Annotated in this window: 23 protein-coding genes; 7 read left to right on the plus strand and 16 right to left on the minus strand. The window is 74.5% G+C overall.

Annotated elements, in window-relative coordinates; translation table 11 throughout:
- Positions 1-19 precede the first annotated feature (19 nt).
- The 4 genes from PSED_RS26080 (at position 20) to PSED_RS26095 (ending at position 4,885) form a co-directional block, all read left to right on the plus strand.
- Entirely contained in the window at positions 20-1,663 is a 1,644-nt protein-coding gene (locus tag PSED_RS26080; protein ID WP_013677232.1) for a long-chain fatty acid--CoA ligase, read from the plus strand.
- 118 nt (positions 1,664-1,781) lie between these two features.
- Positions 1,782-2,396 (plus strand): TetR/AcrR family transcriptional regulator, encoded by a 615-nt coding sequence (locus tag PSED_RS26085; RefSeq protein ID WP_013677233.1) that lies wholly within the window; start codon positions 1,782-1,784, stop codon positions 2,394-2,396.
- Positions 2,393-3,664 (plus strand): glycosyltransferase, encoded by a 1,272-nt coding sequence (locus PSED_RS26090; RefSeq protein WP_013677234.1) that lies wholly within the window; start codon positions 2,393-2,395, stop codon positions 3,662-3,664. The genes PSED_RS26085 and PSED_RS26090 overlap by 4 nt, the downstream gene beginning before the upstream one ends.
- A gap of 150 nt (positions 3,665-3,814) precedes the next feature.
- On the plus strand, positions 3,815-4,885 hold the full coding sequence (locus PSED_RS26095) for a YeiH family protein (protein WP_013677235.1): 1,071 nt from the start codon (positions 3,815-3,817) through the stop codon (positions 4,883-4,885).
- Between the two features lie 9 nt (positions 4,886-4,894).
- Here PSED_RS26095 and PSED_RS26100 read toward each other — a convergent pair whose 3' ends face one another.
- Positions 4,895-6,424 (minus strand): amino acid permease, encoded by a 1,530-nt coding sequence (locus tag PSED_RS26100; RefSeq protein WP_013677236.1) that lies wholly within the window; start codon positions 6,422-6,424, stop codon positions 4,895-4,897.
- Between the two features lie 925 nt (positions 6,425-7,349).
- On the minus strand, positions 7,350-8,465 hold the full coding sequence (gene ald, locus PSED_RS26105; RefSeq protein ID WP_013677238.1) for an alanine dehydrogenase: 1,116 nt from the start codon (positions 8,463-8,465) through the stop codon (positions 7,350-7,352).
- A gap of 151 nt (positions 8,466-8,616) precedes the next feature.
- On the opposite strand from ald, the gene PSED_RS26110 reads away from it, so the two are divergent.
- The gene (locus PSED_RS26110; RefSeq protein WP_233899158.1) at positions 8,617-9,072 is read left to right on the plus strand and encodes an Lrp/AsnC family transcriptional regulator; all 456 of its coding nucleotides are present in this window, start codon (positions 8,617-8,619) and stop codon (positions 9,070-9,072) included.
- Positions 9,073-9,084: 12 nt separating this feature from the next.
- Here the strand turns inward: PSED_RS26110 and PSED_RS26115 are convergent, their stop codons facing one another.
- The 6 genes from PSED_RS26115 to PSED_RS26140 form a co-directional block, all read right to left on the minus strand.
- The gene (locus PSED_RS26115; protein WP_013677240.1) at positions 9,085-10,014 is read right to left on the minus strand and encodes a cation diffusion facilitator family transporter; all 930 of its coding nucleotides are present in this window, start codon (positions 10,012-10,014) and stop codon (positions 9,085-9,087) included.
- A gap of 88 nt (positions 10,015-10,102) precedes the next feature.
- On the minus strand, positions 10,103-11,320 hold the full coding sequence (manA, locus tag PSED_RS26120) for a mannose-6-phosphate isomerase, class I (protein WP_013677241.1): 1,218 nt from the start codon (positions 11,318-11,320) through the stop codon (positions 10,103-10,105).
- 49 nt (positions 11,321-11,369) lie between these two features.
- A complete protein-coding gene (locus PSED_RS26125) occupies positions 11,370-12,458 on the minus strand; it encodes an SIS domain-containing protein (protein WP_041762432.1) in 1,089 nt (362 codons plus the stop codon).
- Positions 12,459-12,462: 4 nt separating this feature from the next.
- Positions 12,463-12,678: a Trm112 family protein gene (locus PSED_RS26130; protein WP_013677243.1), complete on the minus strand. Its 216-nt coding sequence runs from the start codon at positions 12,676-12,678 to the stop codon at positions 12,463-12,465.
- 174 nt (positions 12,679-12,852) lie between these two features.
- The gene (locus PSED_RS26135; RefSeq protein WP_013677244.1) at positions 12,853-14,208 is read right to left on the minus strand and encodes a phosphomannomutase/phosphoglucomutase; all 1,356 of its coding nucleotides are present in this window, start codon (positions 14,206-14,208) and stop codon (positions 12,853-12,855) included.
- Between the two features lie 83 nt (positions 14,209-14,291).
- Positions 14,292-14,654, minus strand: coding sequence for a DUF3499 domain-containing protein (locus tag PSED_RS26140; protein WP_013677245.1), 363 nt, complete (start codon positions 14,652-14,654; stop codon positions 14,292-14,294).
- Positions 14,655-14,742: 88 nt separating this feature from the next.
- On the opposite strand from PSED_RS26140, the gene PSED_RS26145 reads away from it, so the two are divergent.
- Positions 14,743-15,222, plus strand: a complete 480-nt coding sequence (locus PSED_RS26145; protein WP_013677246.1) for a metallopeptidase family protein — start codon at positions 14,743-14,745, stop codon at positions 15,220-15,222.
- 324 nt (positions 15,223-15,546) lie between these two features.
- Here the strand turns inward: PSED_RS26145 and PSED_RS26150 are convergent, their stop codons facing one another.
- On the minus strand, positions 15,547-15,798 hold the full coding sequence (locus tag PSED_RS26150; RefSeq protein ID WP_041762434.1) for a WhiB family transcriptional regulator: 252 nt from the start codon (positions 15,796-15,798) through the stop codon (positions 15,547-15,549).
- Between the two features lie 241 nt (positions 15,799-16,039).
- Here PSED_RS26150 and PSED_RS26155 point away from each other — a divergent pair, with 241 nt between their 5' ends.
- Positions 16,040-16,792, plus strand: a complete 753-nt coding sequence (locus PSED_RS26155) for a site-2 protease family protein (protein WP_013677248.1) — start codon at positions 16,040-16,042, stop codon at positions 16,790-16,792.
- On the opposite strand, the gene PSED_RS26160 is transcribed toward PSED_RS26155, so the two are convergent.
- The 7 genes from PSED_RS26160 to PSED_RS26190 all read right to left on the minus strand — a co-directional run bounded on the left by PSED_RS26160 (position 16,765) and on the right by PSED_RS26190 (position 23,134).
- The gene (locus PSED_RS26160) at positions 16,765-17,325 is read right to left on the minus strand and encodes an NUDIX hydrolase (protein WP_013677249.1); all 561 of its coding nucleotides are present in this window, start codon (positions 17,323-17,325) and stop codon (positions 16,765-16,767) included. The genes PSED_RS26155 and PSED_RS26160 overlap by 28 nt on opposite strands.
- Positions 17,319-18,683: a coenzyme F420-0:L-glutamate ligase gene (locus tag PSED_RS26165; protein WP_013677250.1), complete on the minus strand. Its 1,365-nt coding sequence runs from the start codon at positions 18,681-18,683 to the stop codon at positions 17,319-17,321. Before PSED_RS26165 ends, PSED_RS26160 begins: the two co-directional genes overlap by 7 nt.
- On the minus strand, positions 18,676-19,683 hold the full coding sequence (gene cofD, locus PSED_RS26170) for a 2-phospho-L-lactate transferase (protein ID WP_013677251.1): 1,008 nt from the start codon (positions 19,681-19,683) through the stop codon (positions 18,676-18,678). Before cofD ends, PSED_RS26165 begins: the two co-directional genes overlap by 8 nt.
- Positions 19,684-19,738: 55 nt before the next feature.
- Positions 19,739-20,224: a glutathione peroxidase gene (locus PSED_RS26175; protein ID WP_041760016.1), complete on the minus strand. Its 486-nt coding sequence runs from the start codon at positions 20,222-20,224 to the stop codon at positions 19,739-19,741.
- 118 nt (positions 20,225-20,342) lie between these two features.
- Complete coding sequence (locus PSED_RS26180) at positions 20,343-21,260, minus strand: DNA-3-methyladenine glycosylase family protein (protein WP_013677253.1); 918 nt, start codon at positions 21,258-21,260, stop codon at positions 20,343-20,345.
- A gap of 3 nt (positions 21,261-21,263) precedes the next feature.
- Entirely contained in the window at positions 21,264-22,334 is a 1,071-nt protein-coding gene (gene manB / locus PSED_RS26185; RefSeq protein WP_233899486.1) for a mannose-1-phosphate guanylyltransferase, read from the minus strand.
- Positions 22,335-22,378: 44 nt separating this feature from the next.
- Entirely contained in the window at positions 22,379-23,134 is a 756-nt protein-coding gene (locus tag PSED_RS26190) for a glycosyltransferase family 2 protein (RefSeq protein ID WP_013677255.1), read from the minus strand.
- Positions 23,135-23,343 lie beyond the last annotated feature (209 nt).

Consider the following 23,343-nt stretch of genomic DNA (forward strand, 5'->3'; position numbering starts at 1 on the left):
TGCGTCGCCAGGAGGTTCCATGCGCGGGCTCATGCAGGATCGGCCGCTCACCCTGCCCCACGTGTTCCACCGCGCCGAGCAGCTGTTCGGCCACAAGACGCTCGTCACCGCGACGGCCAACGGCCGCACCCGCACGACGATCGCGGACTGGGCCGGGCGGGTCCGCCGGCTGGCCACCGCGCTCGACGAACTCGGGCTCACCGCGGACGGGCGCGTCGGCACGTTCTGCTGGAACACCGACCGCCATCTCGAGCTCTACATGGCCGCCCCGTGCACCGGCCGGGTGCTGCACACGCTCAACATCCGGCTGTTCCCCGAGCAGCTGGTGTACATCGTCGAGCACGCCGAGGACGAGATCGTCTTCGTCGACCGGTCGCTGCTGCCGCTGCTCGTCCCGCTGATCGACAAGATGCCGACCGTGCGGCGCTACATCGTGATCGACGACGGTGCCGACGTGCCGGTCCCCGACGACGACCGGTTCGGCGACTACGAGGAGCTGCTCGCGGCGTCGGAGCCGTTCAGCGGGCGTTTCCGGGTCGACGACGAGAACTCCGCCGCGGCCATGTGCTACACGTCCGGCACCACCGGCAACCCGAAGGGCGTCGTGTACTCGCACCGTTCGTCGGTGCTGCACTCTTACTTCACGATGGCCGCCGACGGGCCGGCGCTGTCCGAGCGCGACACGATCCTGCCGGTCGTGCCGATGTTCCACGCCAACGCCTGGGGCCTGCCCTACGGCGCGCTGATGGCGGGCTCGAACCTCGTGTTCCCCGGCCCCAACATGACGCCGGACGCCATCCTCGACCTGCTCTCGTCGGAGAAGGTGACGGTGACCGGCGGCGTCCCGACCATCTGGATGGGCGCACTCCCGAAACTGGCCGAGCACGACCTGTCGTCGCTGCGGACGATCCTCTGCGGTGGGTCGGCCGTGCCGCGGTCGCTGTCGGAGGCCTACCGCAAGGCCATCGGCGTCCCGATGCTGCAGGCCTGGGGCATGACCGAGACGAGCCCGATCGCGACGATGGGCGTGCTCCACAGCGAGCACGACGCGCTCGACGACGACGCGAAGGCCGACATCCGCGCCCGCCAGGGGGTGCCGGTCCCGCTGGTGGAGCTGCGGATCGTCGACCCGGAGTCGGGCGAGGAGCAGCCGTGGGACGACCGGGCGACCGGCGAGGTCCAGGCCGCCGGGCCGTGGATCGCCTCGGAGTACTACCGCGGCGAGGGTGGCGGCGCGCAGTTCACCGAGGACGGGTGGCTGCGCACGGGCGACGTCGCGACCGTCGACCCCTCCGGCTACGTGCGGCTCGTCGACCGGACGAAGGACCTGGTGAAGTCGGGTGGTGAGTGGATCTCCTCGGTCGAGCTCGAGAACGAGATCATGGCCCACCCTGCCGTCGCCGAGGCCGCGGTCATCGGCATCCCCCACGAGAAGTGGGTGGAGCGGCCGCTGGCGTGCGTCGTCGTCAAGCCCGGCGAGTCGGTGACCCAGGAGGAGCTGCTCGAGTTCCTGACGCCGCGCGTCGCGAAGTGGTGGCTGCCCGACGCGGTGGAGTTCATCGACGAGGTGCCCAAGACGTCGGTGGGCAAGTTCTCGAAGAAGACGTTGCGCGACAAGTTCTCCGGCTACCGGATCGACGCCCCGGACGTCACCGGCGGCTGAGCCTCCGGCGCGCCTCGCGCTCCACCGCCGGCCCGGCCGGATCGGCCGCCCGTCTCCCGACGAGGTCGGTCTCCGGCCGGGCTTTCTTCGGCCCAAATTTCGCGGTAACCTCATTACCGTGAAAGAGACGCGGCAGTACCGGCAGGCCGCCCGCGCGGACGCGGCGAGCCGCAACACCGAGCGGATCCTGGGCGCGGCCCTCGAACTGTTCATCGAGCGCCCGTACGACCAGATCACGCTCGCGGCGGTGGCCCAGCGCGCCGGCGTCGGACTGCAGACGTTGATCCGCCGGGTCGGCACCAAAGACGGGCTCGCCGAGGCCGTCGGCGCGTGGATCGCGCCGCAGGTGGCCGAGGACCTCGGCACCCCGCCCGGCCCCGATCCCACCCGGGTGGCCGCCGCCTTCCGTCGCCACTACCAGCGGTGGGCCGCCGTGCTCGACCGCAACCTCACCCAGCAGGACAGCTCGCCCGCGCTGGCGGCCAACGCCGAGGGCGGCCGTCGGGCCCACCGCGAGTGGATCGAGGAGGCGTTCGCGGAGCCACTCGCGGCGCTGGCCGAGCCCGTCCGGTCGACGCTGCGCGCCCGGCTCGTCGCCGTCACCGGCGTCGAGCTCTGGCTCGTACTCACCGCACACGAGGGCCTGACCGCCGGTCAGGCCGAGGACACCATCGCCATGCTCGTCCGGGCCGCGCTCGCTGCTCCGGACGCCGACCGGAAGCAGGAGCCATGAGCACGTTCCTCGTCTACACCCCGCCCGCGGCGGGCCACGTGTTCCCGCTGGTCCCGGGCCTGCGCGCGCTCGCAGCGCGCGGCCACCGGGTACACCTGCGGACCTCGCCGGAGCTCGCCGCCCAGCTCACCGCCGCCGGGATCATCGGCGGCAGACTCGAGGCGAGCGCCGTCGACCCGCGGATCAGCGCCCACGTCGCGGCCTCCCACGACCCGGGCGGCCGGCACGTCGACGAGCTGTCCGATCTGCTCGCCCGCTCCGCCTGGGAAGCGCAGGACCTGCACGCCGCCGTGGCGACGGTGCGGCCCGACGCGCTGCTCGTCGACGCGAACACCTACGGCGCGGCCACGGCCGCACAGACCACCGGGCTGCCGTGGGCCACCGTGGTGCCCTCGGTGCTCCCCTACCCGGGGGCGGGGATCCCGCCGTACGGCATGGGGCTGCGCCCCCGCACCGGGCCGTGGGGCGCGCTGCGCGACGCGGTGCTGTGGAAGGTCGTCGAGAAGGCGTTCGGGAAGGCGCTGCTGCCGGGGCTCAACGACGTCCGCCGCGCCGAGGGCCTACCCGCGCTGCGCAGTCCGCTGGAGTACGTACCCGGTGCCGACCGCGTCCTCGTCCTCACCGGCGAACCCCTGGAGTACCCCCGGACGGACCTGCCCGCGCACGTCCGCATCGTCGGCGGGCAGCCGTGGGACCCGCCCGCCGACGAGCCCGCGTGGCTCGCCGAGCCCGGTGAGCCGTGGGTGCTGGTCACCTGCTCGACGCACTACCAGGGCGACGAGGCGCTGGCCGCCACCGCGATCGAGGCACTACGCGACGAGCCCGTGCGCGTCGTCGTCACCCTCGCCGGCGCCTACGACTCCGCGACGCTGCCGCAGGCACCGAGGGTGCGCGTCGAGCGGTTCGTCCCGCACGCGGCGGTGCTGGCCCGGGCCGCGGCCGTCGTGTGCCCGTCCGGGATGGGGATCGTCACCAAGGCCGTCGCGGCGGGGGTACCGGTGGTCGCGGTGCCGTTCGGCCGCGACCAGCCGGAGGTCGCCCGCCGCGTCGCGCAGGCCGGAACGGGAGTCGTGCTGCCGGCCCGCCGGCTCGACGCGGCCCGGTTGCGCCGTGCGGTTCGGAGCGCGATCGCGCTGCGGGACCGGGCTCGTGCGGTCGCCGCCACCATCCCGCCCGGCGACGCCGCGGCCGCACGGTTCGCCGACGCGGCCGGCGAGCTCCTCGGGCTGCGAGCAGGCCGATCCGCACCGAGCACCTGCCCGGCGTAACCCCCCGGTCCGAGGGCGCCCGGCCGCCCGACGGAGGCCTGCGTCTGCCGCTCCGTCTCGACCCCCCGCCGCTCATCGGCTAATGTCCAGACATTAGCCGTGTCGCTTCCTACATTTCGGACGTCGGCGGCGAGCACAGAGGGGGCGCCGATGAGCAGCTGGGCACACGGTCCGGGACATGGCTGGTCGTGGTCGATGCCCCACCGGCTCGCCGGTGGGGCAGCGCGGCTGCGGCGAACCGCTCCCGGACTGGTGCTGGCGGTCGCCGTCGCGGTCGTCGCGACGGTGCTGGGGCGATGGGTGCCGGTCGTCGGAGGACCGGTGTTCGCGATCGTGCTCGGCGGGGTCGTCGCCGCCCTGTTCGCGCCCGGCGAGCGGATGTCGCCCGGTATCGCGGTGGCCGCGAAACCCGTGCTCCAGGCCTCGATCGTCGTGCTCGGGACGGGGCTGTCCCTGCAGCAGGTGATCACCGTCGGCGCGGGGTCGCTGCCGGTCATGCTCGGCACGCTCGCGGTGGCGCTCGGCGGCGGCTGGCTGATCGGGCGGATGCTCGGGGTCGGTGGTGCGACCCGGATTCTCGTCTCCGTCGGCACCGGCATCTGCGGGGCCTCGGCGATCGCGGCGACGACCGCCGTCATCGACGCGCGCAAGCACGAGATCGCCTACGCCGTCGGCACGATCTTCGTCTTCAACGTCGCCGCCGTACTGGCCTTCCCGGCGCTCGGGCACCTGTTCGGCCTCTCCGACCACGCCTTCGGCCTCTGGGCGGGCACCGCGGTCAACGACACGTCGTCGGTCGTCGCGGCAGCCGTCTCGTACGGCGGCGACGCGTCGTCGTACGCGATCGTCGTCAAGCTGACGCGGACGTTGCTGCTGGTCCCCGTCGTGATCGCGCTGGCGCTGTGGACCGCGCACCGGCAGGCGGGTGCCGACCGCGGGCTGCGCGGCATCCCCTGGCACCGGGTGCTGCCGCTGTTCCTGCTCGGCTTCCTCGCCGCCGCGACGCTCGACACCCTCGGCGTCATCCCCCCGGCGTGGCACCCGACCCTGTCGCTGCTCGGGACGTTCCTGATCACCGTCGCGCTCGCCGGTGTCGGGCTGTCGCTGCGCCCGTCGGAGATCCGCGGCGCCGGAACGCGGCCCCTGCTGCTCGGCGGAATCCTGTGGATCATGGTGGCGGCGTCGAGCCTCGGCCTGCAGGCGCTCACCGGGACGCTCTGACGCGCCGCGTCAGCGCCCCGACGTCTCCTGCTGCCGCTCGTTGCGCACCCGTGAGTGCGTGCGGCCGTAGAACGCGTAGATCGCCCCACCGACGATCATCCAGACGATGAACCGCAGCCACGTCTCCACCGACAGGTTGAGCATCAGCCACACGCAGGCGAGGACCGACAGGATCGGCACCAGCGGGACCAGCGGGGTGCGGAACGAGCGCTTCAGGTCCGGGCGCGTCCGGCGCAGGATGACGACGCCGATCGAGACCAGCACGAACGCGAACAGCGTCCCGATGTTGACCATCTGCTCGAGGTCGCCCGCCGGGAAGAACGTCGCACCGAGCGCGACCAGCGCCCCGACGATGAGCGTGGCCCGCAGCGGCGTCCCGCGCGATCCCGTGCGCGACAGCGGCCGGGGCAGCAGGTTGTCGCGGCCCATCGCGTAGATGACGCGGATCTGGCCGAGCATCAGGACCATGACGACGGTCGTGAGGCCGGCGAGTGCGCCGATCGAGATGACCGTCGCGGCCCAGTTGACGCCGAGATCGGCGAAGGCCGTCGCGAGCGTGGCCTGGGTCCCGTCGGGCTGGTCGGCGAGCTGGGTGTACTTGACCATGCCGGTCAGCACGAGCGAGACCGCCACGTACAACACGGTGACGATGGCCAGCGAACCGAGGATGCCCCGCGGCAACGACCTCTGCGGGTCCCTGGTCTCCTCGGCCGCCGTGGCGACGACGTCGAAACCGATGAACGCGAAGAACACGACGGACGCGGCGGCGAGCAGCCCGTAGATGCCGAAGTTGCTGCTCCCGGCGCCGCCGAACACCGACAGGAGCGACTGGGTCAGGCCGGTCTCCCCCTCGGTCGCCGGCGCCGCGGGCGGCACGAACGGCGAGTAGTTCGCGGCCTTGACGTACCCGATGCCGACGACGATCACCAGCAGCACGATCGCGACCTTGATCGTGGTGAAGACGAGGCTGACCCGGCTGGAGAGCTTGGTGCCGAGTGCGAGCAGCGTCGTCAGGACCGCGACCAGCAGCAGGGCGCCCCAGTCGAACGCGAGCGGCCCCATCGGCAGCTGCGTCGGGAGGTCGACGCCGATCTGGCCGAGGACCTGGTTCAGGTACTTCGACCAGCTCTTGGCGACGACGGCGCTGCCGACCGCGAGCTCCAGGATCAGGTCCCATCCGATGATCCAGGCGATGAGCTCCCCGAACGTCGCGTAGGAGAACGTATAGGCACTCCCGGCGACGGGCACCGTGGAGGCGAACTCCGCATAGCAGAGGGCGGCGAGCCCGCAGGCGATCGCGGCGATCACGAACGCGACCGACACCGACGGCCCCGCGACGTTGCCCGCGGTGCTCGCGGTGATCGTGAAGATGCCGGCCCCGACCACGACGGCGACCCCGAACACGATCAGGTCCCAGGTGCCGAGGTCCTTGCGCAGCTTGCTGTCCGGGTCGTCGGTGTCCTTCATGGACTGTTCGACGCTCTTGGTCCGGAACACCCCGTGACGCTGTTTCGCGGGTCGCAGGTCCTCTGCCGTCATGAGACGGGGAGGCTACGCGCGTCGGGGTTCGTCGGCATGCGCTGGCGAGCGCCCGCCCGCCGGCTGCAGAGCCGGCCGCCCCGCTCACGGCCGTCGCGGGCCGCGCTCCGCGCGAGTCAGGGGCGCCAACCCGCCGCGCCCGCCCTACGCTGTCCGGCCGCCGATGGTCCAGTGGCACGGCCAAGGCGCACACGGTCCAGGCGCACATGGTCCAGGCGCGACGCGGACCCGACCGGCGCCGCTTCGCCCGTGATCGCCGTTCGCGGGACATGAGCGCACCTGACGGCCTCCATGTCCCGGGAACGGCGATCACCTCGGGTTGGAGCGCCGCCGACCGGGGTCCACGTCCCGCATCCAGCGATCACCCCGCGCACTCACCCACCGAGCGCTCACCAACGCCGCCGCACCCCGCGACCGGCCCACAGCCGAGCCACCGGCACAGCCGCCCGGCCCCGGTCGCCCTCGTCGCAGCCCGGCATCCGCGCAAGCCCCGGGGAGCGATCCCGTGCCCCCCGACCCGACGCGGTTCTGGTACCCACGGTCCCCCGCCGCACACGGTCCGGCCGCGACGCGAACCCGACCGGAGCCGCGTCGCCCGTGATCGCCGTTCGCGGGACAAGAGCGCACGTGACCGCGTCCATGCCCCGGGATCAGTGATCACCCCAACACGATCGCTCCGGACCGCCCCGGACCATCCCGGGCCGCACCGGCGCCGCCGCGGCAGGACCAGCCCCGCACAGCCAGGCCCGGGACGACCAGGCCCGGACGACCGGGACTCACGCGACCGGGACCCACACGACCGGGCCCCACGCGACCGGGGCCCACGCGACGGCAGGAGGCCGACGGAGGACCCGCGCGACGTCGCGCGGCGCCACGCGCGCGAGCCACCCCAGCGCACCGAGGCCCGCGGCGCGGAACCCCCTCATTAGGCCAGGACGTCGGCCGGCGCGGTGAAGGGCAGGTCGTGGGCGGCGGCGACGGCGGCGTTGGTCAGCGATCCGGCCCAGGTGCTGAGGCCCGCGGCGAGACCGGCGTCGGCGCGCAGCGCGGCGAGGGGACCGAGCTCGGCCAGCCGCAGCACGTACGGCAGCGTGACGTTGGTCAGCGCGCGCGTCGAGGTCTCCGGCACCGCGCCGGGCATGTTGGCGACGCAGTAGTACACCGTGTCGTGCACCCGGTAGACGGGGTCGGCGTGCGTCGTGGGCCACGAGCCCTCGAAGCACCCGCCCTGGTCGATGGCGACGTCGACGAGCACCGCGCCGGCGCGCATCCCGGCCACGACGTCGTCGCGCACCAGCTTGGGGGCCTTCGCACCCGGGACGAGCACCGCCCCGACGACGAGGTCGGCGGCCAGCAGCTCGCGCTCGAGGTCGTGGGCGGTGGAGTACACCGTGCGGACGCGGCCGTGGTACTCGGCGTCGACCGCCTTCAGCTTCTCGACGTCGACGTCCGCGACGACGACGTCGGCATGCAGGCCGACGGCCATCGCGACCGCGTTGCGACCCGCGACGCCGGCGCCGATGACCAGGACCCGGGCGGGCGGGGTGCCGGGCACGCCGCCCATCAGTACGCCGCGGCCGCCGACCGGGCGCATCAGGTGGTAGGCGCCGACCTGGGTGGCGAGCCGGCCCGCGACCTCGCTCATGGGCGCGAGCAGCGGCAGCCGTCCGTCGGCGGTGGTGACCGTCTCGTAGGCGATCGACGTCGTGCCGGCGGCGAGCAGCGCGTCGGTGCACGGGCGCGACGCCGCCAGGTGGAGGTAGGTGAACAGCGTGAGGTCGCTGCGCAGGTACCCGTACTCCGCCGCGACCGGCTCCTTGACCTTGAGCAACAGGTCGGCGCTCTCCCACACGGCCTGTGCGCCCACCAGGACCTGCGCGCCCGCGGCCTTGTAGTCCGCGTCGGGGATCGAGGATCCGGCCCCCGCGTCCTGCTCGACGACGACCTCGTGGCCGCGACCGACCAGCTCGTGCACCCCGGCGGGGGTGAGCGCGACCCTGAACTCGTTGTCCTTGATCTCGCGCGGAACGGCGATCCTCACGGTGACCTCACAGTGTTCAGCGGCTCGCTATTTCTCCATGATGAACTTGATACGTGTTCGTGCCAATATTTCCGAAGAAGATTCATGAGGAGACGATATGGCCGACGAAGATTCCAAATCAGTGTTTCCGCGGGGCCCTCAGCCGAACGATGTGCGGGCGTTGCCCGACCGGATCGACCGCGAGCTGCTGCGCCTGCTCGAGCACGACGCCCGGATGCCCAACAACGCGCTCGCCGAGGCCGTGGGCATCGCGCCGTCGACGTGCCTGGGGCGGATCCGGGCACTGCGCGAGCGCGGCGTCATCCGCGGGTACCACGCCGACGTCGACCCGGCCGCCACGGGCCATCCGCTGCAGGCGATGATCTCGGTACGGCTGCAGAGCGACGCCCGCAGCCGCCTGGCCGAGTTCGTCGAGCGCGTCGGACGGCTGCCGGAGGTCCGCGACGTCTACTTCCTCGCCGGCGACGACGACTACATGCTCCGCGTCGCGACCGCCGACTCCTCGGCCCTGCGCGACTTCGTGATGACGCTCAACACCCACCCCGACGTCGCGGCGACGCGGACAAGTCTGATCTTCGACCACATCCGCCCGCCGCAGACGTACTAGGCCGCAGACGTACTAGGGAGAGCCGGCGACGACGGTCCGCTCGAGGTCGGGCTCGAGGTAGATGAGCCGCGCGACGGGGACGGCGTCGCGGACGCGCGCCTCGGCCGCGTCGATCGACGTGGCGACCTGCTCGACGGACATGCCCGGCCGCAGCGCGAGCTTCGCCGCGACGAGCAGCTCGTCGGGGCCCAGGTACTGGGTGCGGATGTGGATGACGCGCACGACCTCGTCGGCCGCCTCGAGCCGCTCGGTGATCGTGCCCAGCACCGGTGCGGTGGCGCCCTCGCCGATGAGCAGGCTCTTCATCTCGATGATCAGGATGATGGCGATGATCCCGAGCAGGGTGCCGATGCACAGCGTGCCGATCGAGTCCCACACCGGGTCGCCGGAGAGCACCGTCAGCCCGACGCCGAACAGGGCGAGCACCAGGCCGATCAGCGCGCCGAAGTCCTCCAGCAGGACGACGGGCAGCTCCGGCACCTTGGACTGGCGGATGAAGCCCCACCAGCTGCCGGACCCCTTCAGCGGGCGCGACTCGTGGATCGCGGTGCGGAAGGAGAAGCCCTCGAGGGCGACCGCGACGAGCAGGATGATGACCGCGACGATCGGCGTGGTGAGCGGCTCGGGATGCTGCAGCTTGTGGATGCCCTCGTAGATCGCGAAGACCGAGCCGAGGGTGAACAGCAGCAGGGCGACGACGAACGAGTAGAAGTAGCGGTCGCGGCCGTAGCCGAAGGGGTGCTCGGGGGTGGCGGCGCGCTGGGCACGCTTGCCGCCGATGAGCAGCAGGCCCTGGTTGGAGGTGTCGGCCACCGAGTGCACGGCCTCCGCGAGCATCGACGACGAGCCCGTCACCAGGAAGCCGATGAACTTCGCGAGCGCGATGCCCGCGTTGGCCAGCAGCGCGGCGATGATCGCCCGGGTTCCGCCGTTCGCCGACACGTCCACTCCTCAGCCGTCCCCGCCGCCGGGGATGTCCGGCGCCGGGGAAAACCCTAGCGAAACGGACGTCTGGGCCCGTCGCGCCCCGTCAGACCCCGAGGCCGTCGCCGGCCAGGAAGAGCTGCGTCCCCGGAGCCGCGGAGTCGACGACGACACCGGCGTCGGCGTCCGGCAGGAACACCGAGGTTCCGGGGGCGAGCTTGAGCACGCCCGAGTCGCTGCGGATGATCGCCGAACCGGAGGTGCACGCCAGGATCCGCGGCCCGCCGTCGGGCACGACCACCGATGCCTGCGGCCCCTCGGCCACGAACCGGCGCAGGCAGAACTCCACGGCGGGGGTGTCATAGCGGATCCAGCCGCGGTCGGGGTGCCCGGTGCAGATCGGCGGGGGTGCGGCGGCGAAGTCGAGGACGCGCAGCAGCTCCGGGACGTCGACGTGCTTGGGCGTGAGACCGCCGCGCAGCACGTTGTCGGAGTTGGCCATCACCTCCATCCCGGCGCCGGACAGATAGGCGTGCAGGTTCCCGGCGGGCAGGTGGAGGGCCTCGCCCGGCTGCAGGACGGTCCGGTTGAGCAGGATCGACGCCAGCACCCCCGCGTCGCCGGGGTAGCGCTCGGAGAGCTCGAGGATCGTGCGGGCCTCCATGCACCACTCGCCGCCGACCGCGGCCAGCCGGACGGCGCCCTCCTGGACGGCCGGCACCAGGTCGTCGAGTACCGACTGGGGCAGGGTGATCCACGTCGTGAACAGCGCGCGCAGCCCGTCAGGACCCAGCTGCGCGGCGAGCAGCTCGGTGTAGGCGGCCAGCGCCGGCACGTCGAGCGCCCGCAGCAGCCGCACCGACGCGTCGGCCTCGCGGAACCCGACGAGCGCGTGGAACTCGGTGAGCGCGCAGATCAGCTCGGGCTTGTGGTTGGGGTCGCGGTAGTTGCGATCCGGGGCGTCGGCCGGGAGGCCCATGGCGTTCTCCCGCTCGAACCCGGCCGCGGCCTGCTCGGCGCTGGGATGCGCCTGCAGGCTCAGCGGCTCGTCGGCGGCGAGCACCTTCAGCAGGAACGGCAGCCGCCCCGACCAGCGGTCGACCCGGTCGGGGCCGAGGGCGCGGACCGGGTCGGCGTCGATGAGCTCGATCAGCGACTCCGCGGTGACGTCGTCGCGGACCACGTGCGACGGGTCGGCCGGGTGCGCGCCGAGCCACAGCTCCGCCTGCGGGTGCGGGGACGGCGACGGGCGCCCGAGCAGCTCCGCGATCACGGTGCGGGAGCCCCAGGCGTAGGGCCGCACCGGATTCTCCAGCAACTCCACGGTCGACGTGCTCCTCGTTCGGACTGCGCGGCCCCGGTGGGGCCGACGGTCAGGCCGGCTCGATGGTACGGGTCGCCAGTCCCAGGTACACGGCGGCGATGTCCAGGCGCGATGCCAGCACCCCGGCACGCAGGACCGCGGCGTTCGGGGTGCCGCGGACGATCTCCTCCACCGGATGCAGCACGTCGGCGACGGGCCAGTCACGGCCCGTGCGCCGCAGCAGGGCCTGGCCGGGCTCGTCCTCGCCGGTCGCGAGCAGGACCAGGCGCAGCGCGAGCGCGGCGGGCGCGGGGTCGTCGAACGGGTCGTGGAAGACGTCGCGCTCGGCGGCGCCGGACTCCAGCGCGCGGCGCAGCCCGGTCGCGGTCGCGGCGCGCGCGGCGTCGTCGGCGTGGGCGACGACCCCGGCGTGGGTGGCCAGGGCCGCGGCGCCGTGCGCGGCGACGGCCGACGCGACGGCGTCGACGCCCCACAGCAGCGGCGTGTGCTCGGCCAGCCGCAGCGCGAGCGCCTTGGCGGGGTTCATGAACGGCTCGTGGCCGGGCTGGTTGCGCTCCGCCTCGCCGTCGAGCGCGTCGGCGAGCGCGTCGAGCCGGACGTCGAACCCGGCTCCCAGCAGCCCGAGGGTGCCCGCGACGACGAGGCCGACCGCGTAGGCGCGCGGCAGGTCGAGGGCCGGCGGCACCGGGATCCGGGGTTCGACGAGCCGGACGCGGCCCGCGCCGGCCGCGGCCACCGGGCCGTCACCGGGCGCCGAGAGCACGACGTCGCTGCCGCGGCGGACCGCGGAACCGACGGCGTCGGCCAGCTCGGCGTCGTTCGCGTCGTCGGTGTGGACGACGACGACGTCGAGCGGACCGGTCCAGAGCGGGACCGTGTCGGCGAGCACGACGGGCACGGGACACGCGGGGCCGAGCACGGCGGCGACCAGCGGCATCGCCGTGGCCGAGACGCCGGGCCTGCGGACCAGCACCAGCCCGCGGGGGCGGTGCCCCGACAGGTCGGGGACGCCGGCCTCGTCGGTGCTCAGGGCCGCCGAGCGGACCTGGGCGCCGGCCGTCGCCGCGGCGCGCAGCACACCGCCGGTGTCGACGGCTGCGAGCGCCGCCGCATCGAGCAGCAGGGTGTCGTCGAGCACGGACTCACCCGTCGCCACGGGGACCGGTACCAGTGGTGTCGCCGGGCAGGGCCTCGTCGAGCAGCAGCACCGGGATCCCGTCGACGACGGGGAACCGCCGGCCGCACTCGGTGCAGGTCAGCACGTCCTTGCCGGCGACGGACCCGGGGCGCAGCGGCGCGTGGTCGTCGGACGGGCACGCCAGGATCTCCAGCAGCTGGGGGTCGAGCTCGATGGCCACGGTCCTCCTCTTTCCCTGCACGGGGTCGCAGCCGACGGTGCGGGCCCCACCCCTGCGATGCTGCCAGTCCGGGCGGGTCCGCGCCGGGTCCGTCCGGGTACCGGACCGACCGCCTGCGGATCGATGTCTGTGACGCGGGGGCCCCCGCGTGGGTCGCGACGGGTCGCGCGGCCCTCAGGCGCGCACGATGGCCAGCACCTCGTCGCGCAGGACGGCGACGGCGTCGGCGTCGGCGGCCTCGACGTTGAGCCGCAGCAGCGGTTCGGTGTTGGACGCACGCAGGTTGAACCACGCGCCGTCGGCCAGCGTGACGGTCAGGCCGTCGAGCTCGTCGAAGGCGGTCCCCGGACGCGCGCCGAATACCTCGCGGACGGCGGCGACCCGGTCGGCCTGGTCACCGACCGTCGAGTTGATCTCACCCGACGCCGCGTAGCGCTCGTAGCCGGCCATCAGCGCCGAGAGCGGACCGTCGTGCCCGGCGAGCGCGGCCAGCACGTGCAGCGCCGCGAGCATCCCCGAGTCGGCCCGCCAGAAGTCGCGGAAGTAGTAGTGCGCCGAGTGCTCGCCGCCGAACACCGCGCCGGTCTCGGCCATCGTCTGCTTGATGAACGAGTGCCCGACGCGCGTCCGGACCGGGGTGCCACCGAGCTCGGTGACGATCTCGGGCACGGCCTTCGAGGTGATGAGGTTGTGGATGACCGTGTCGCCGGGCGAGCGCGCGAGCTCGCGCGCGGCCACCAGCGCGGTGATGGCACTCGGGCTCACCGGTTCGCCCCGCTCGTCGACGGCGAAGCAGCGGTCGGCGTCGCCGTCGAACGCCAGCCCGATGTCGGCGCCCTCGGCGACGACCGCCTTCTGCAGGTCGACGAGGTTCGCCGGGTCGAGCGGGTTGGCCTCGTGGTGGGGGAAGTTCCCGTCGAGCTCGAAGTACAGCGGCACGACGTCGAACGGCAGCGGCGCGAACACCGCCGGCACGGTGTGTCCGGCCATCCCGTTGCCCGCGTCCACGACGACCCGCAGCGGGCGTGCGCCCGACAGGTCGACGAGCGAGCGCAGGTGGTCGGCGTAGGCCCCCAGCAGGTCCCGCTGCTCGACCGTGCCGCCGCCCGGACCCGCCGGGACGCCCGCCTCGACGGCCTCGCGGAGCGTGGCGAGGCCGGTGTCCTGGCCGATCGGCGTGGCGCCGCCACGGCAGAGCTTGATGCCGTTGTAGCGCGCGGGGTTGTGGCTCGCGGTGAACATGGCGCCCGGCACGTCGAGCGTGCCCGCGGCGAAGTAGAGCATGTCGGTGCTGGCCAGCCCGATGTCGACGACGTCGAGCCCCTGGCCGGTGACGCCCTCGGCGAACGCGGCGGCGAAGCCGGGCGAGGAGTCCCGCATGTCCCTGCCGACGACCACCCCGCACGCCCCCTCCGCGCCGACCAGCCGGGCCAACGCCCCGCCGACGGCGCGCACCGTGGCGGCATCGAGCTGCTCGCCGACGACGCCGCGGATGTCGTAGGCCTTCACGATCGAGGACAGGTCGGGCACGCCGCCGACCTTATCGGGGGCGCACGACGCTGCGAGCCGGGTCACCCCCGGCCGGGCCGTCGGGCCGTGCAGGGCGGCGGCGGTCAGCCGTCGGCGCCGGGGAGAACGCGCAGGTGGCCGCGGCGGCCGGTGCCCTGGGCGGGCACCGAGGGCGGCGGGTCGAGGGGGCGGTCGGCCCGGCCGGCCTCGCGGACGGCCTCGGCGAGCGCGGTCAGGTCGTCGGCCGACGGCTGGGGCGGGGCGAACTCGCCCTCGAACCGGACGACCTCCCAGCCGCGCGGCGCCGTGAGCCGATGCGCGTGGGCGGTGCACAGGTCGTAGGAGTGCGGCTCGGCCTGCGTGGCGAGCGGCCCGACGACGGCCGTGGAGTCGGCGTACACGTACGTGAGTGTGGCCACCGCGAGCTCGGTGCACCCTGTCCGCGAACACCTCCGCACACTCAGCACGTCGTCGACGATAGCGCCTGCGCCGTGCGGGACGTGGCTGCGACGCGCGGCGCGACCGGGTGCGGGCCGCGGTCGTACTATTCGCCGGGTGACCACCGCGCGTCGAACGCTGCGCCGATCGCCCCGACGGCGCGACCGCCGGGGCCGTGGCCTGCGTGGCCTGCTCTACCCGGTGTCGCTGCCCGCGTCGCGCACGCGGGCGGAGAAGTTCGACCTGCTCGTGCTGGAGGCGCTCGAGCCGATCGAGCTGCGCTGGGGGCCCGAGCTCGCCGAGCTCGACCTCGCGGTCGACGAGGTGCCCGAGGTCGACGAGACCTCGCCCGACGACGTCGTGTGGGGCGCGGGTGTGCTCGCCGACGTGGGCGTCCCGCTCGCGCAGCTGGTGCCCGCGGGCGTCGACCACGCGGGACTCCCGTCGCGGGCCCGCATCGTGATCTACCGGCGCCCGCTCGAGGCGCGGGCGCGTGGCGGCGCCGACCTGGCCGACCTGTTGCACGAGGTGCTCGTCGAGCAGGTCGCGGAGTACCTCAACATCGAGCCCGACGCGGTCGACGGCGGCGCCGAGTAGGGCGCGCGCCGGTTCTCGTCACGGCGATCTCGTCACGGCGACGGGAACCGGGCCCGACCTGCCCCGTCGGCCCACGCGTCGACGACACGCCGCGCACGCGCACCCATCAGCACTGTCCGCGGCCCCGCCGACGAGAGCCACGCCGACGAGAGCACGCGCCGACGGCAGCCGCGGCGTCGCGCGAACCGGCCGACGCCTGCACCCGCACCGGCCCGTGCCGACCCCACGAGACGTCGTCGACCCGGTGGGCGGTGGCCCACGGGGAACGACCCGCTCGTCGCGCCGCGCGGACCCCCCGGCCCGTGCCGCGCTCGTCCCGTGGGCTCAGCCGGCGGCGCGACGCAACCGGCGCCGCTCCCGCTCGGACAACCCGCCCCAGATGCCGAAGCGCTCGTCCTGGGCCAGCGCGTACTCCAGGCACTCGGCCCGGACCTCGCACCCGCCGCAGATCCGCTTCGCCTCCCGGGTCGAGCCGCCCTTCTCCGGGAAGAAGGCCTCCGGATCGGTCTGGGCGCACAGCGCCCGTTCCTGCCAGTCCGGCTCCGCCCCCGCCTCGCCGAGCACGTCGACGTGCACGAGGTCACCCTCGGGTTCCGGCGCCGCCACGCTCGCGACGAAGCCGTCCCCCACCAACCGAAGTGTGTCACTGATCACGTTCACTCGCCCACCTCTCCCCGCGCCCCGGCGAATGACACCGACGTAAGTACATCGCTGCGGTTCGCCGCTTGGCAAGTTGGGGCGGCCGTACGGGTGACGCGTTCCACCCCATCGGTCGCCCGTTCGGCAGACTGGTCAAGTGACGGGTGTGTCGAGCCGAGTGAGTCCGTGGTTCCTGCTGCTGGTCGTCGTGACGGTCGTCGGCGGCGTGGTCGCGGCCTCGGCGGCGCCGTTCCTCGTGCAACCGCACTCGTCGACGGCCCTCACCGTCGGCGTCGTGCTGCTCGTCCTGGGGGGCTGGACGGTCTCACTGTGCCTGCACGAGTTCGGTCACGCTTTCGTCGCATTTCGGGCAGGCGACTTCACTGTGCGTGACAAGGGTTACCTCACGCTCGACATCCGCCGCTACACCGACGTCGGGCTGTCGTTCGTGCTGCCGATCCTGTTCCTGCTCATCGGCGGCATCCCGCTGCCGGGCGGCGCGGTGTGGATCAACCACGGGCTCGTCCGGTCGCGGGCGGCGCGCAGCCTGGTCTCGCTCGCCGGCCCCGCGACGAACCTGATCCTCGGCGCGGTGCTGACCATCGCCGTCGCCACGATCTCCATGCCCTACGGGCTGGTCGTCGGGCTCTCGGCGCTGGCGCTGATCCAGGTGCTGGCGTTCGTGCTCAACATCCTGCCCATCCCCGGGCTCGACGGCTTCGGCGTCATCGAGCCCTACCTGTCCGACGGCGCGCGCCGGACGGCCGCCAAGGTCCGCCCGTGGGCCCCGCTCGTGATCTTCGTCCTGCTGATCTCCCTGCCGGTGGCCCAGCAGGTGTTCTTCGGCATCTCCTCGTGGGTGTTCGGGGCGGTCGGCGGCAACCCGACCGCGGCGAGCCTCGGCTACACCGAGCTGCTGTTCTGGCGCTGAACCGGACGCGCGGCCGTGATCATCTCCGGAACCGTGTCGGAGTCGGCAGGCAGCGCGTCGACCGGCCACCAGCGCAGGTCGAGCGACTCGTCGGAGATCCGCGGCTGCGCGCCCGCCGGTGCCCGGACGAGGTAGCGGACGTCGAGGTGGCGCGTCGGCACCCCGAGCGAGCACGCCACCGGATGGACGTCGATGTGCAACGGACGCGCGGAGATCGTGAGGCCCTCGATGCCGGACTCCTCGGTGGCCTCGCGCAGCGCCGCCGCCCGCAGCGACGCGTCGCCGGGCTCGCAGTGCCCGCCGAGCTGCACCCAACGGTGGACCCGGCGGTGCAGCGTCAGCAGGGTGTGCTCTCCCGCCGCGTCGAGCACCAGCGCCGAGGCCGTGAGATGGCCGGGGACGCAGGAGCGGTCGCACGCGTCGTCGGGCCGGGCGTCGAGGAACGCGAGCAGCGCCTGCCGCAACGCCTCCTGCCCGGCGGTGCCCGGCACCCAGTCCCGCAGCTCGGCGGCCGCGACGGCAGCGGCTACCACTCGACGAGTCCGGCGGCCGGATCACGCGGCGGGCGCGGGACGAGCGCCACGTCGGGCGTCCCGACGGCGACGGCACCGAGCGGCTGCCAGTCGTCGGGCAGACCCAGCACGTCGCGCACGACGTCGCCGGCGAAGATCGTCGACCCCACCCAGCACGACGCCAGCCCCTCCGCCGCGAGCGCGACCAGCAAGGACTGCACGGCCGCGCCCCCGGCGACGGTGAACATGTCGCGCTCGGCGGCGGTGCGGACGGGGTCCGGGTAGGGCTGCGCCCCGTCGCCGGTCCGGAACGCCAGCACCAGCTCCGGGGCCCGACGCAGCAGGTCGCCGCGGGCGAGGCGGCGTTCCACCTCGTCGGCGGGCCTGCCGTCGGCCTCGAGATCGGCGCGCCAGCGGTCGCGCATCGCGTCGAGCAGGGCGGTGCGCCGGTCCGGATCACGTACCCAGCCGAAGCGGAACGGCGCCGAGTGGTGCGGGGCGGGGGCGGTGAGCGCGACGCCGACCGCGCGACGCAGCGCCGCCGCGTCGACGGGGTCCGGTCCGAAGCTGCGCGAGCTGCGCCGCAGCAGCACGGCCTCCCGGCGGCCCTGCGCCAGCGCCTCCTCGGTGCCCAGCCAGAACAGGTCCTCGTCGAGCGCGCGGACGAGGTCGCGGGCGCCGGAGCCGTCGTCGACGACGCGCAGCCCGCGCACCACCGCGACCGGCAGCCCGCCGAGCTTGCCCTTGGCGAGGTCGGCCGCGGCGGCGATCTCGTCGGCCACGGCGACCTCGGTGACGACCAGCTCGTTGCCCTCGGCGTCGACCGCGCCCTCGTAGCCGTGCAGCACCCGCAGGCCCGCGGAGCCGATCGCGACGTCGGTCTGGCCGACCCGCCACGTGCGGCCCATCGTGTCGGTGACGACGACCGCGACCTCAACGCCCAGTGCCGCAGCCAGACCCGCGCGGATCCGGCGGGCGCTGGCGTCGGGGTCGACGGGCAGCAGCGCCAGCTCGTCGCGCCGGACGTTGGACGCGTCGATCCCCGCCGCGGCCTGCACGAGGCCGAGCTTGCTCGCGACGATCAGCGTCCGGCCCCGGCGCGCGACTACCCGCTCGGTCTCCTCGTCGACCAGGCTGCGGCGCAGCGCGTCGCGCTCCTCGGGGTCCGCGGGCGCGGTGACGAGCCTGCCCTCGGCCTTGGAGACGATCTTGCTCGTGACGACGACGACGTCGCCCTCGGCCAGCCACGGTGCGGCGGCGGCGATCGCGGCGGCCACGTCGTCGCCCGGGCGGAACTCGGGCAGCCCGCGGACGGGCAGGACGGTGACCGCGTCGGGCGACGCGTGATCGCCCGGGAGCGCTTCCGGACGCTCAGACACCGTCGATCCCGGCGAGCTCGAACGCCGCGTGGGCCATCGCGGCGGTGGCCTCGACGTCCGTCATCAGCAGCGGGACCTCGCGGACCTCGGCGCCGGGCACCTCGCACCCGTCGCCGGTGTGCACGAGCCAGCCGTCGAGCAGGCCGCCCTCCGCCCGGCCGCCGTAGTGCCGGCCGACCGCCTCCGCGCTGGTCCCGACCCCGATCGCGGTGAGGCACGCGTCGGCCATCCCGCGCAGCGGGGCGCCGCCGACGATCGGCGAGAGCCCGACGATCCGCGCCGGCGTCGCGACCAGCGACTGGGCCATCCCGGGCACCCCGATCAGTGTCCCGATGCTCACGACGGGGTTCGACGGGGCGACGAGCACGACGTCCGCGGTCTCGAGCGCGTCGCGCACCTCGGGCAGCACCCGGGCCTCCTCGGCGCCGACGGAGGCGAAGCGGTGCGCGGCCGGCTTGGCCTGGTGCCGGACCCACCACTCCTGGAAGTGCACCGCCACCTGAGGGGGCGCGCCGTCGATCGCCGCGTCGGGGTTGTCGATGACCACGTGGGTCTCGACCCGGTCGTCGGTGCCGGGCAGCAGCCGCACCCCGGGCTGCCAGCGGTGGCACAACGCCTCGGTGACCTGCGACAATGGGTAACCGGCACGCAGCATCCGGGTGCGGACGAGGTGCGTCGCGATGTCGCGGTCGCCCAGGGAGAACCAGTCGGGGTCGGCGCCGTAGGCGGCCAGCTCCGCACCCACGGTCCACGACTCGTCCTTGCGGCCCCAGCCGCGCTCGGTGTCGATGCCGCCGGCGAGGGTGTACATGCAGGTGTCGAGGTCGGGGCAGATGCGCAGGCCGTGCAGCCAGATGTCGTCGCCCACGTTGACGACGGCCGTGACCTCGTGCGGCGCGTCGGCCGGACCGGGACCGACCGCGGGCAGCCCGAGCGCGGCCTTGACCCCGAGCAGGAAACGGGCGCCGCCGACGCCACCGACGAGCACGACGACCTTCACGAGGCACCCTTCGTCGCGGGACTCACGCGGCGACCCTACGTGGCGGGTCCGACGCTCAGGAGGGCAGCACGGCCGTGACGGCCGCGACGACCTCGTCGGACCCCGGTTCGGTCCGCGGCCGGAACCGGGCGACGACCGTCCCGTCGGGCGCGAGCAGGAACTTCTCGAAGTTCCACTGCACGTCGCCCGCCTCGCCCGAGGCGTCGGGGTGCGCGGTGAGCCGCTGGTAGAGCGGGTGCCGGCCGGGGCCGTTGACCTCGACCTTCTCGGTCAGCGGGAAGCTCACGCCGTAGGTCGTCGAGCAGAACGTCGCGATCTCCTCGGGCGACCCGGGCTCCTGGCCGCCGAACTGGTTGCACGGGACACCCAGGACGGTGAAGCCGCGGTCGGCGAAGCGCTCCTGGAGCTCCTCCAGCGCCGTGTACTGCGGCGTCAGCCCGCAGCGCGAGGCCACGTTGACCACGAGGACGGCCTTGCCGGCCAGGTCGGGGAGGTCCGCGCCGTCGAGTGCGGCGATGTCGGCGTCGAGCACGGCAGCCATGATCCGCACGCTACCCCTGCCGTGACCGGCGTTACCGGCCATGGCGAGCAACGCCACTCACGAGCCGGCGGGCCCACGATCGGCTGCTCACGAGTCGGCGGCCCACCACCCGGCGGGGTCACATCGCCCGGTAGTCCTTCGGCGAGTAGCGCGGGCCGAAGCGCGGGCGGCGGAAGCCCGACAGCTCGACGTACCGGACGGCCCGGTGCCGTTGCGGTACGTAGGGTTCGAGGACGGCGAGCATCCCGGCGTCGTCGAGCGGACGACCCACGAGCGCCCAGCCCACGACCGTCGGGATGTGGAAGTCGCCGAAGCTCACGGCGTCGGCGTCGCCCCAGGCGCGCTGCGCGGTCTCGGCCGCGGTCCAGACGCCGATGCCGGGGACGCGCCGCAGCAGGATGCGCCCGTCCTCACCGCCGAGGTCGGCCGCCGCCTCGAGCCGGTGCGCGACGGCAGCGCAGGCGAGGATCGCCCGCCGTCGCGCCGAGTCGACCCCGGCGCGGTGCCACTCCCAGTCGGGGATCGCGCGGGTGCGCTCCGGCGACGGCGGCACCCGCATCCCGTCGGGCGCTGGCCCCGGCGCGGGCTCACCGAAGCGCCGGCACAGCTCCCGCCAGGACCGCCGCGCCTCGGTGCCGGTGACCTTCTGCTCGAGGATCGCGGGGAACAGCACGTCCCAGACCCGCCGCGTCGCGCCCAGCCGCAGCCCCGGCAGCCGTCGCGCCGCGTCCTCGACCAGCGGGTGGTGGGCGACGAACGAGTCCGGGTCGTCGTCGGCGCCCAGCAGGGCGGGCAGGTGCTCGACCGACCACGCCGCGCCCGGACCCCACGCCGCGGCGACGACCGTCCCGTCGGTCCGCCGGTGCACGCGCAGGGTCGCCGCGCCGTCGGGGGTGGTGCCGGTGCGCCAGATCGCGCCGCCGTCGGCGGCCGAGTGCCAGGTCGGGTCGCCCCGGCCGCGCCGCAAGGGCGCGAGGACTCCCGCGACATCGAGACGGAAGGCCGGGCGCCACTCGCGTTCCAGGGGTTCCGGCACCGGCTACACGTCCGGGGAGAAGCGCACGCCACCCGCGGGCAGCACCACGTCGGGCCAGATCCGCATGCCGCCGCGCAGCTCACAGGCCTCGCCGACCACCGCGCGGTCGCCCACGACCGTGTCGACGACGCTCGCGCCGGCCCCGACCCGGGCACCGGCCCCGACCACGGAGTTCTCGATGGTCGCGCCCGCGCCGACGACCGCGCCGTCGAACAGCATGCTCCCCACGACCCTGGCCCCCGTCCCGACCTGCGCGTCCACCCCCACGACCGTGCCGCCCGCGACGTGCGCGTCGGCCGCGACCTCGGCGCCCGCGAGCCGCAGCGCGTCGCCGGTGGGGCCGGGCAGCGCGTCGGAGGGTGCGATGCCGCGCACCAGGTCGGCCGAGCCCTGCACGAGGTCGGCGGGGGTGCCCATGTCGCGCCAGTACGCGTCGTCGACGTGGCCCGAGATCCGCGATCCGGCCGCCAACAGCCCGGGGAACGTCTCGCGCTCCACCGACACCGCGCGGCCCGCTGGGATCGCGTCGATCACCGCGCGGCGGAAGACGTAGCAGCCGGCGTTGATCTGGTCGGTGGGCGGGTCCGGGGTCTTCTCGAGGAACTCGAGGACGCGCCCGTCGGGGTCGGTGGGCACGCAGCCGTAGGCCCGCGGATCGGGGACGCGGACCAGGTGCAGCGTGACGTCGGCCTGCGTGTCGCGGTGGGTGGCCACCACGGCGCGCAGGTCGGTCCCGCACAACACGTCGCCGTTGAACACGAGCACGTCGTCGGCGGTGAGGTGCCCGGCGACGTTGCGGATGCCGCCGCCCGTGCCCAGCGGCTCGTCCTCGACGACGTAGGTCAGGTCCAGGCCGAGCGCCGCACCGTCGCCGAAGTGCTTCTCGAACGTCTCCGCCAGGTACGACGTGCCGAGCACGACCCGGCGCACGCCCGCCGCCCGGATGCGCGAGAGCAGATGGGCGAGGAAGGGGACGCCGGCGGTCGGCAGCATCGGCTTCGGCGCGGAGAGGGTCAGCGGCCGCAGCCGCGTGCCCTGCCCGCCGACCAGCACCACGGCCTCGACGTCGTGCAACACCTGTCCGTCCCCCTCGTCGTGGCGTCCCGCGGACGCCCACCTCATCCTGCCGGTCGGCCTGCCCGGCCCGCGGCCCCCGCCCCGCGCGCGGCCAGCAGCGCCCGGGCGGCGATGCCACGCGGCCCGCCCCCGACCGTGCGCCGCGCGGCGGCGTGCCGCTCCGCCGGGGACTCGGGGACGTCCGGCACAGCGTCCCGCACCGCCCGCGCCGAGGGGACGGCGACCCGGAGCCAGCCGGCCTCGTCCAACCGGCGGGCGAGGTCCAGGTCGGCGAACGGGGCGGCGAGGCGCGCGTCCCAGCCACCGACCGACTCCAGGGCCGCGCGCCGCAGCAGCACCGCGGGGCCGGGGAGGTCGGCGGGCGGGGTGACGACGTCGGGTGCCAGCCGCGCGAGCAACGCGTCGCCGACCCAGCGACCCGGCAGTGCCGGGGCCGGCGACGACCCCTCCAGCCGAGGGACCAGCGCGCCCGCCCGGGGAGTGTCCCGGGCCGCCGCGCGCAGCGCCGCGACGGCGTCGTCGTCCCAGGTCAGGCCGACCTCGGTGACGAGGACGAACGCGACCTCGGGCCCCAGCGTCACGACGGCGCGGTTCACCGCCGCGGGCCGGCCCAACCGCTCGCCGAGGTCGATCACGCGGGCGCCCGGCAGCTCCGCGGGCGCGGGGTCGCCCGCGACGAGCACGACCTCGCCGACGAGACCCAGTGACGTGAGGCAGCGCTTGACGTCGTCGACCGACCCGTTCCCCGCGACGACCACGGCGCACGCCCCAGCCGCCTCGTCGCTCCCGGCCTCCACGGCGGCACCTTAACGGCCGGGTGCGGCCCCCGCCGACGGCGTCCGGCGGAGCCGTGACGTGCGGGCCCCGGTGAGGGCGCCCGGGTCGCGCGACCGGCTGATGCTCCGCCCGGAAGCGGCCCCGGCGGTCGCTCCGCCCGCGGGCGGCCCCGGCGGCCGCTCCGCCCGCAGGCGGCCCCGGCGGCCGCTCCGCCCGCAGGCGGCCCCGG

This window comes from Pseudonocardia benzenivorans CB1190 (assembly GCF_000196675.2).
GTDB lineage: Bacteria > Actinomycetota > Actinomycetes > Mycobacteriales > Pseudonocardiaceae > Pseudonocardia > Pseudonocardia benzenivorans.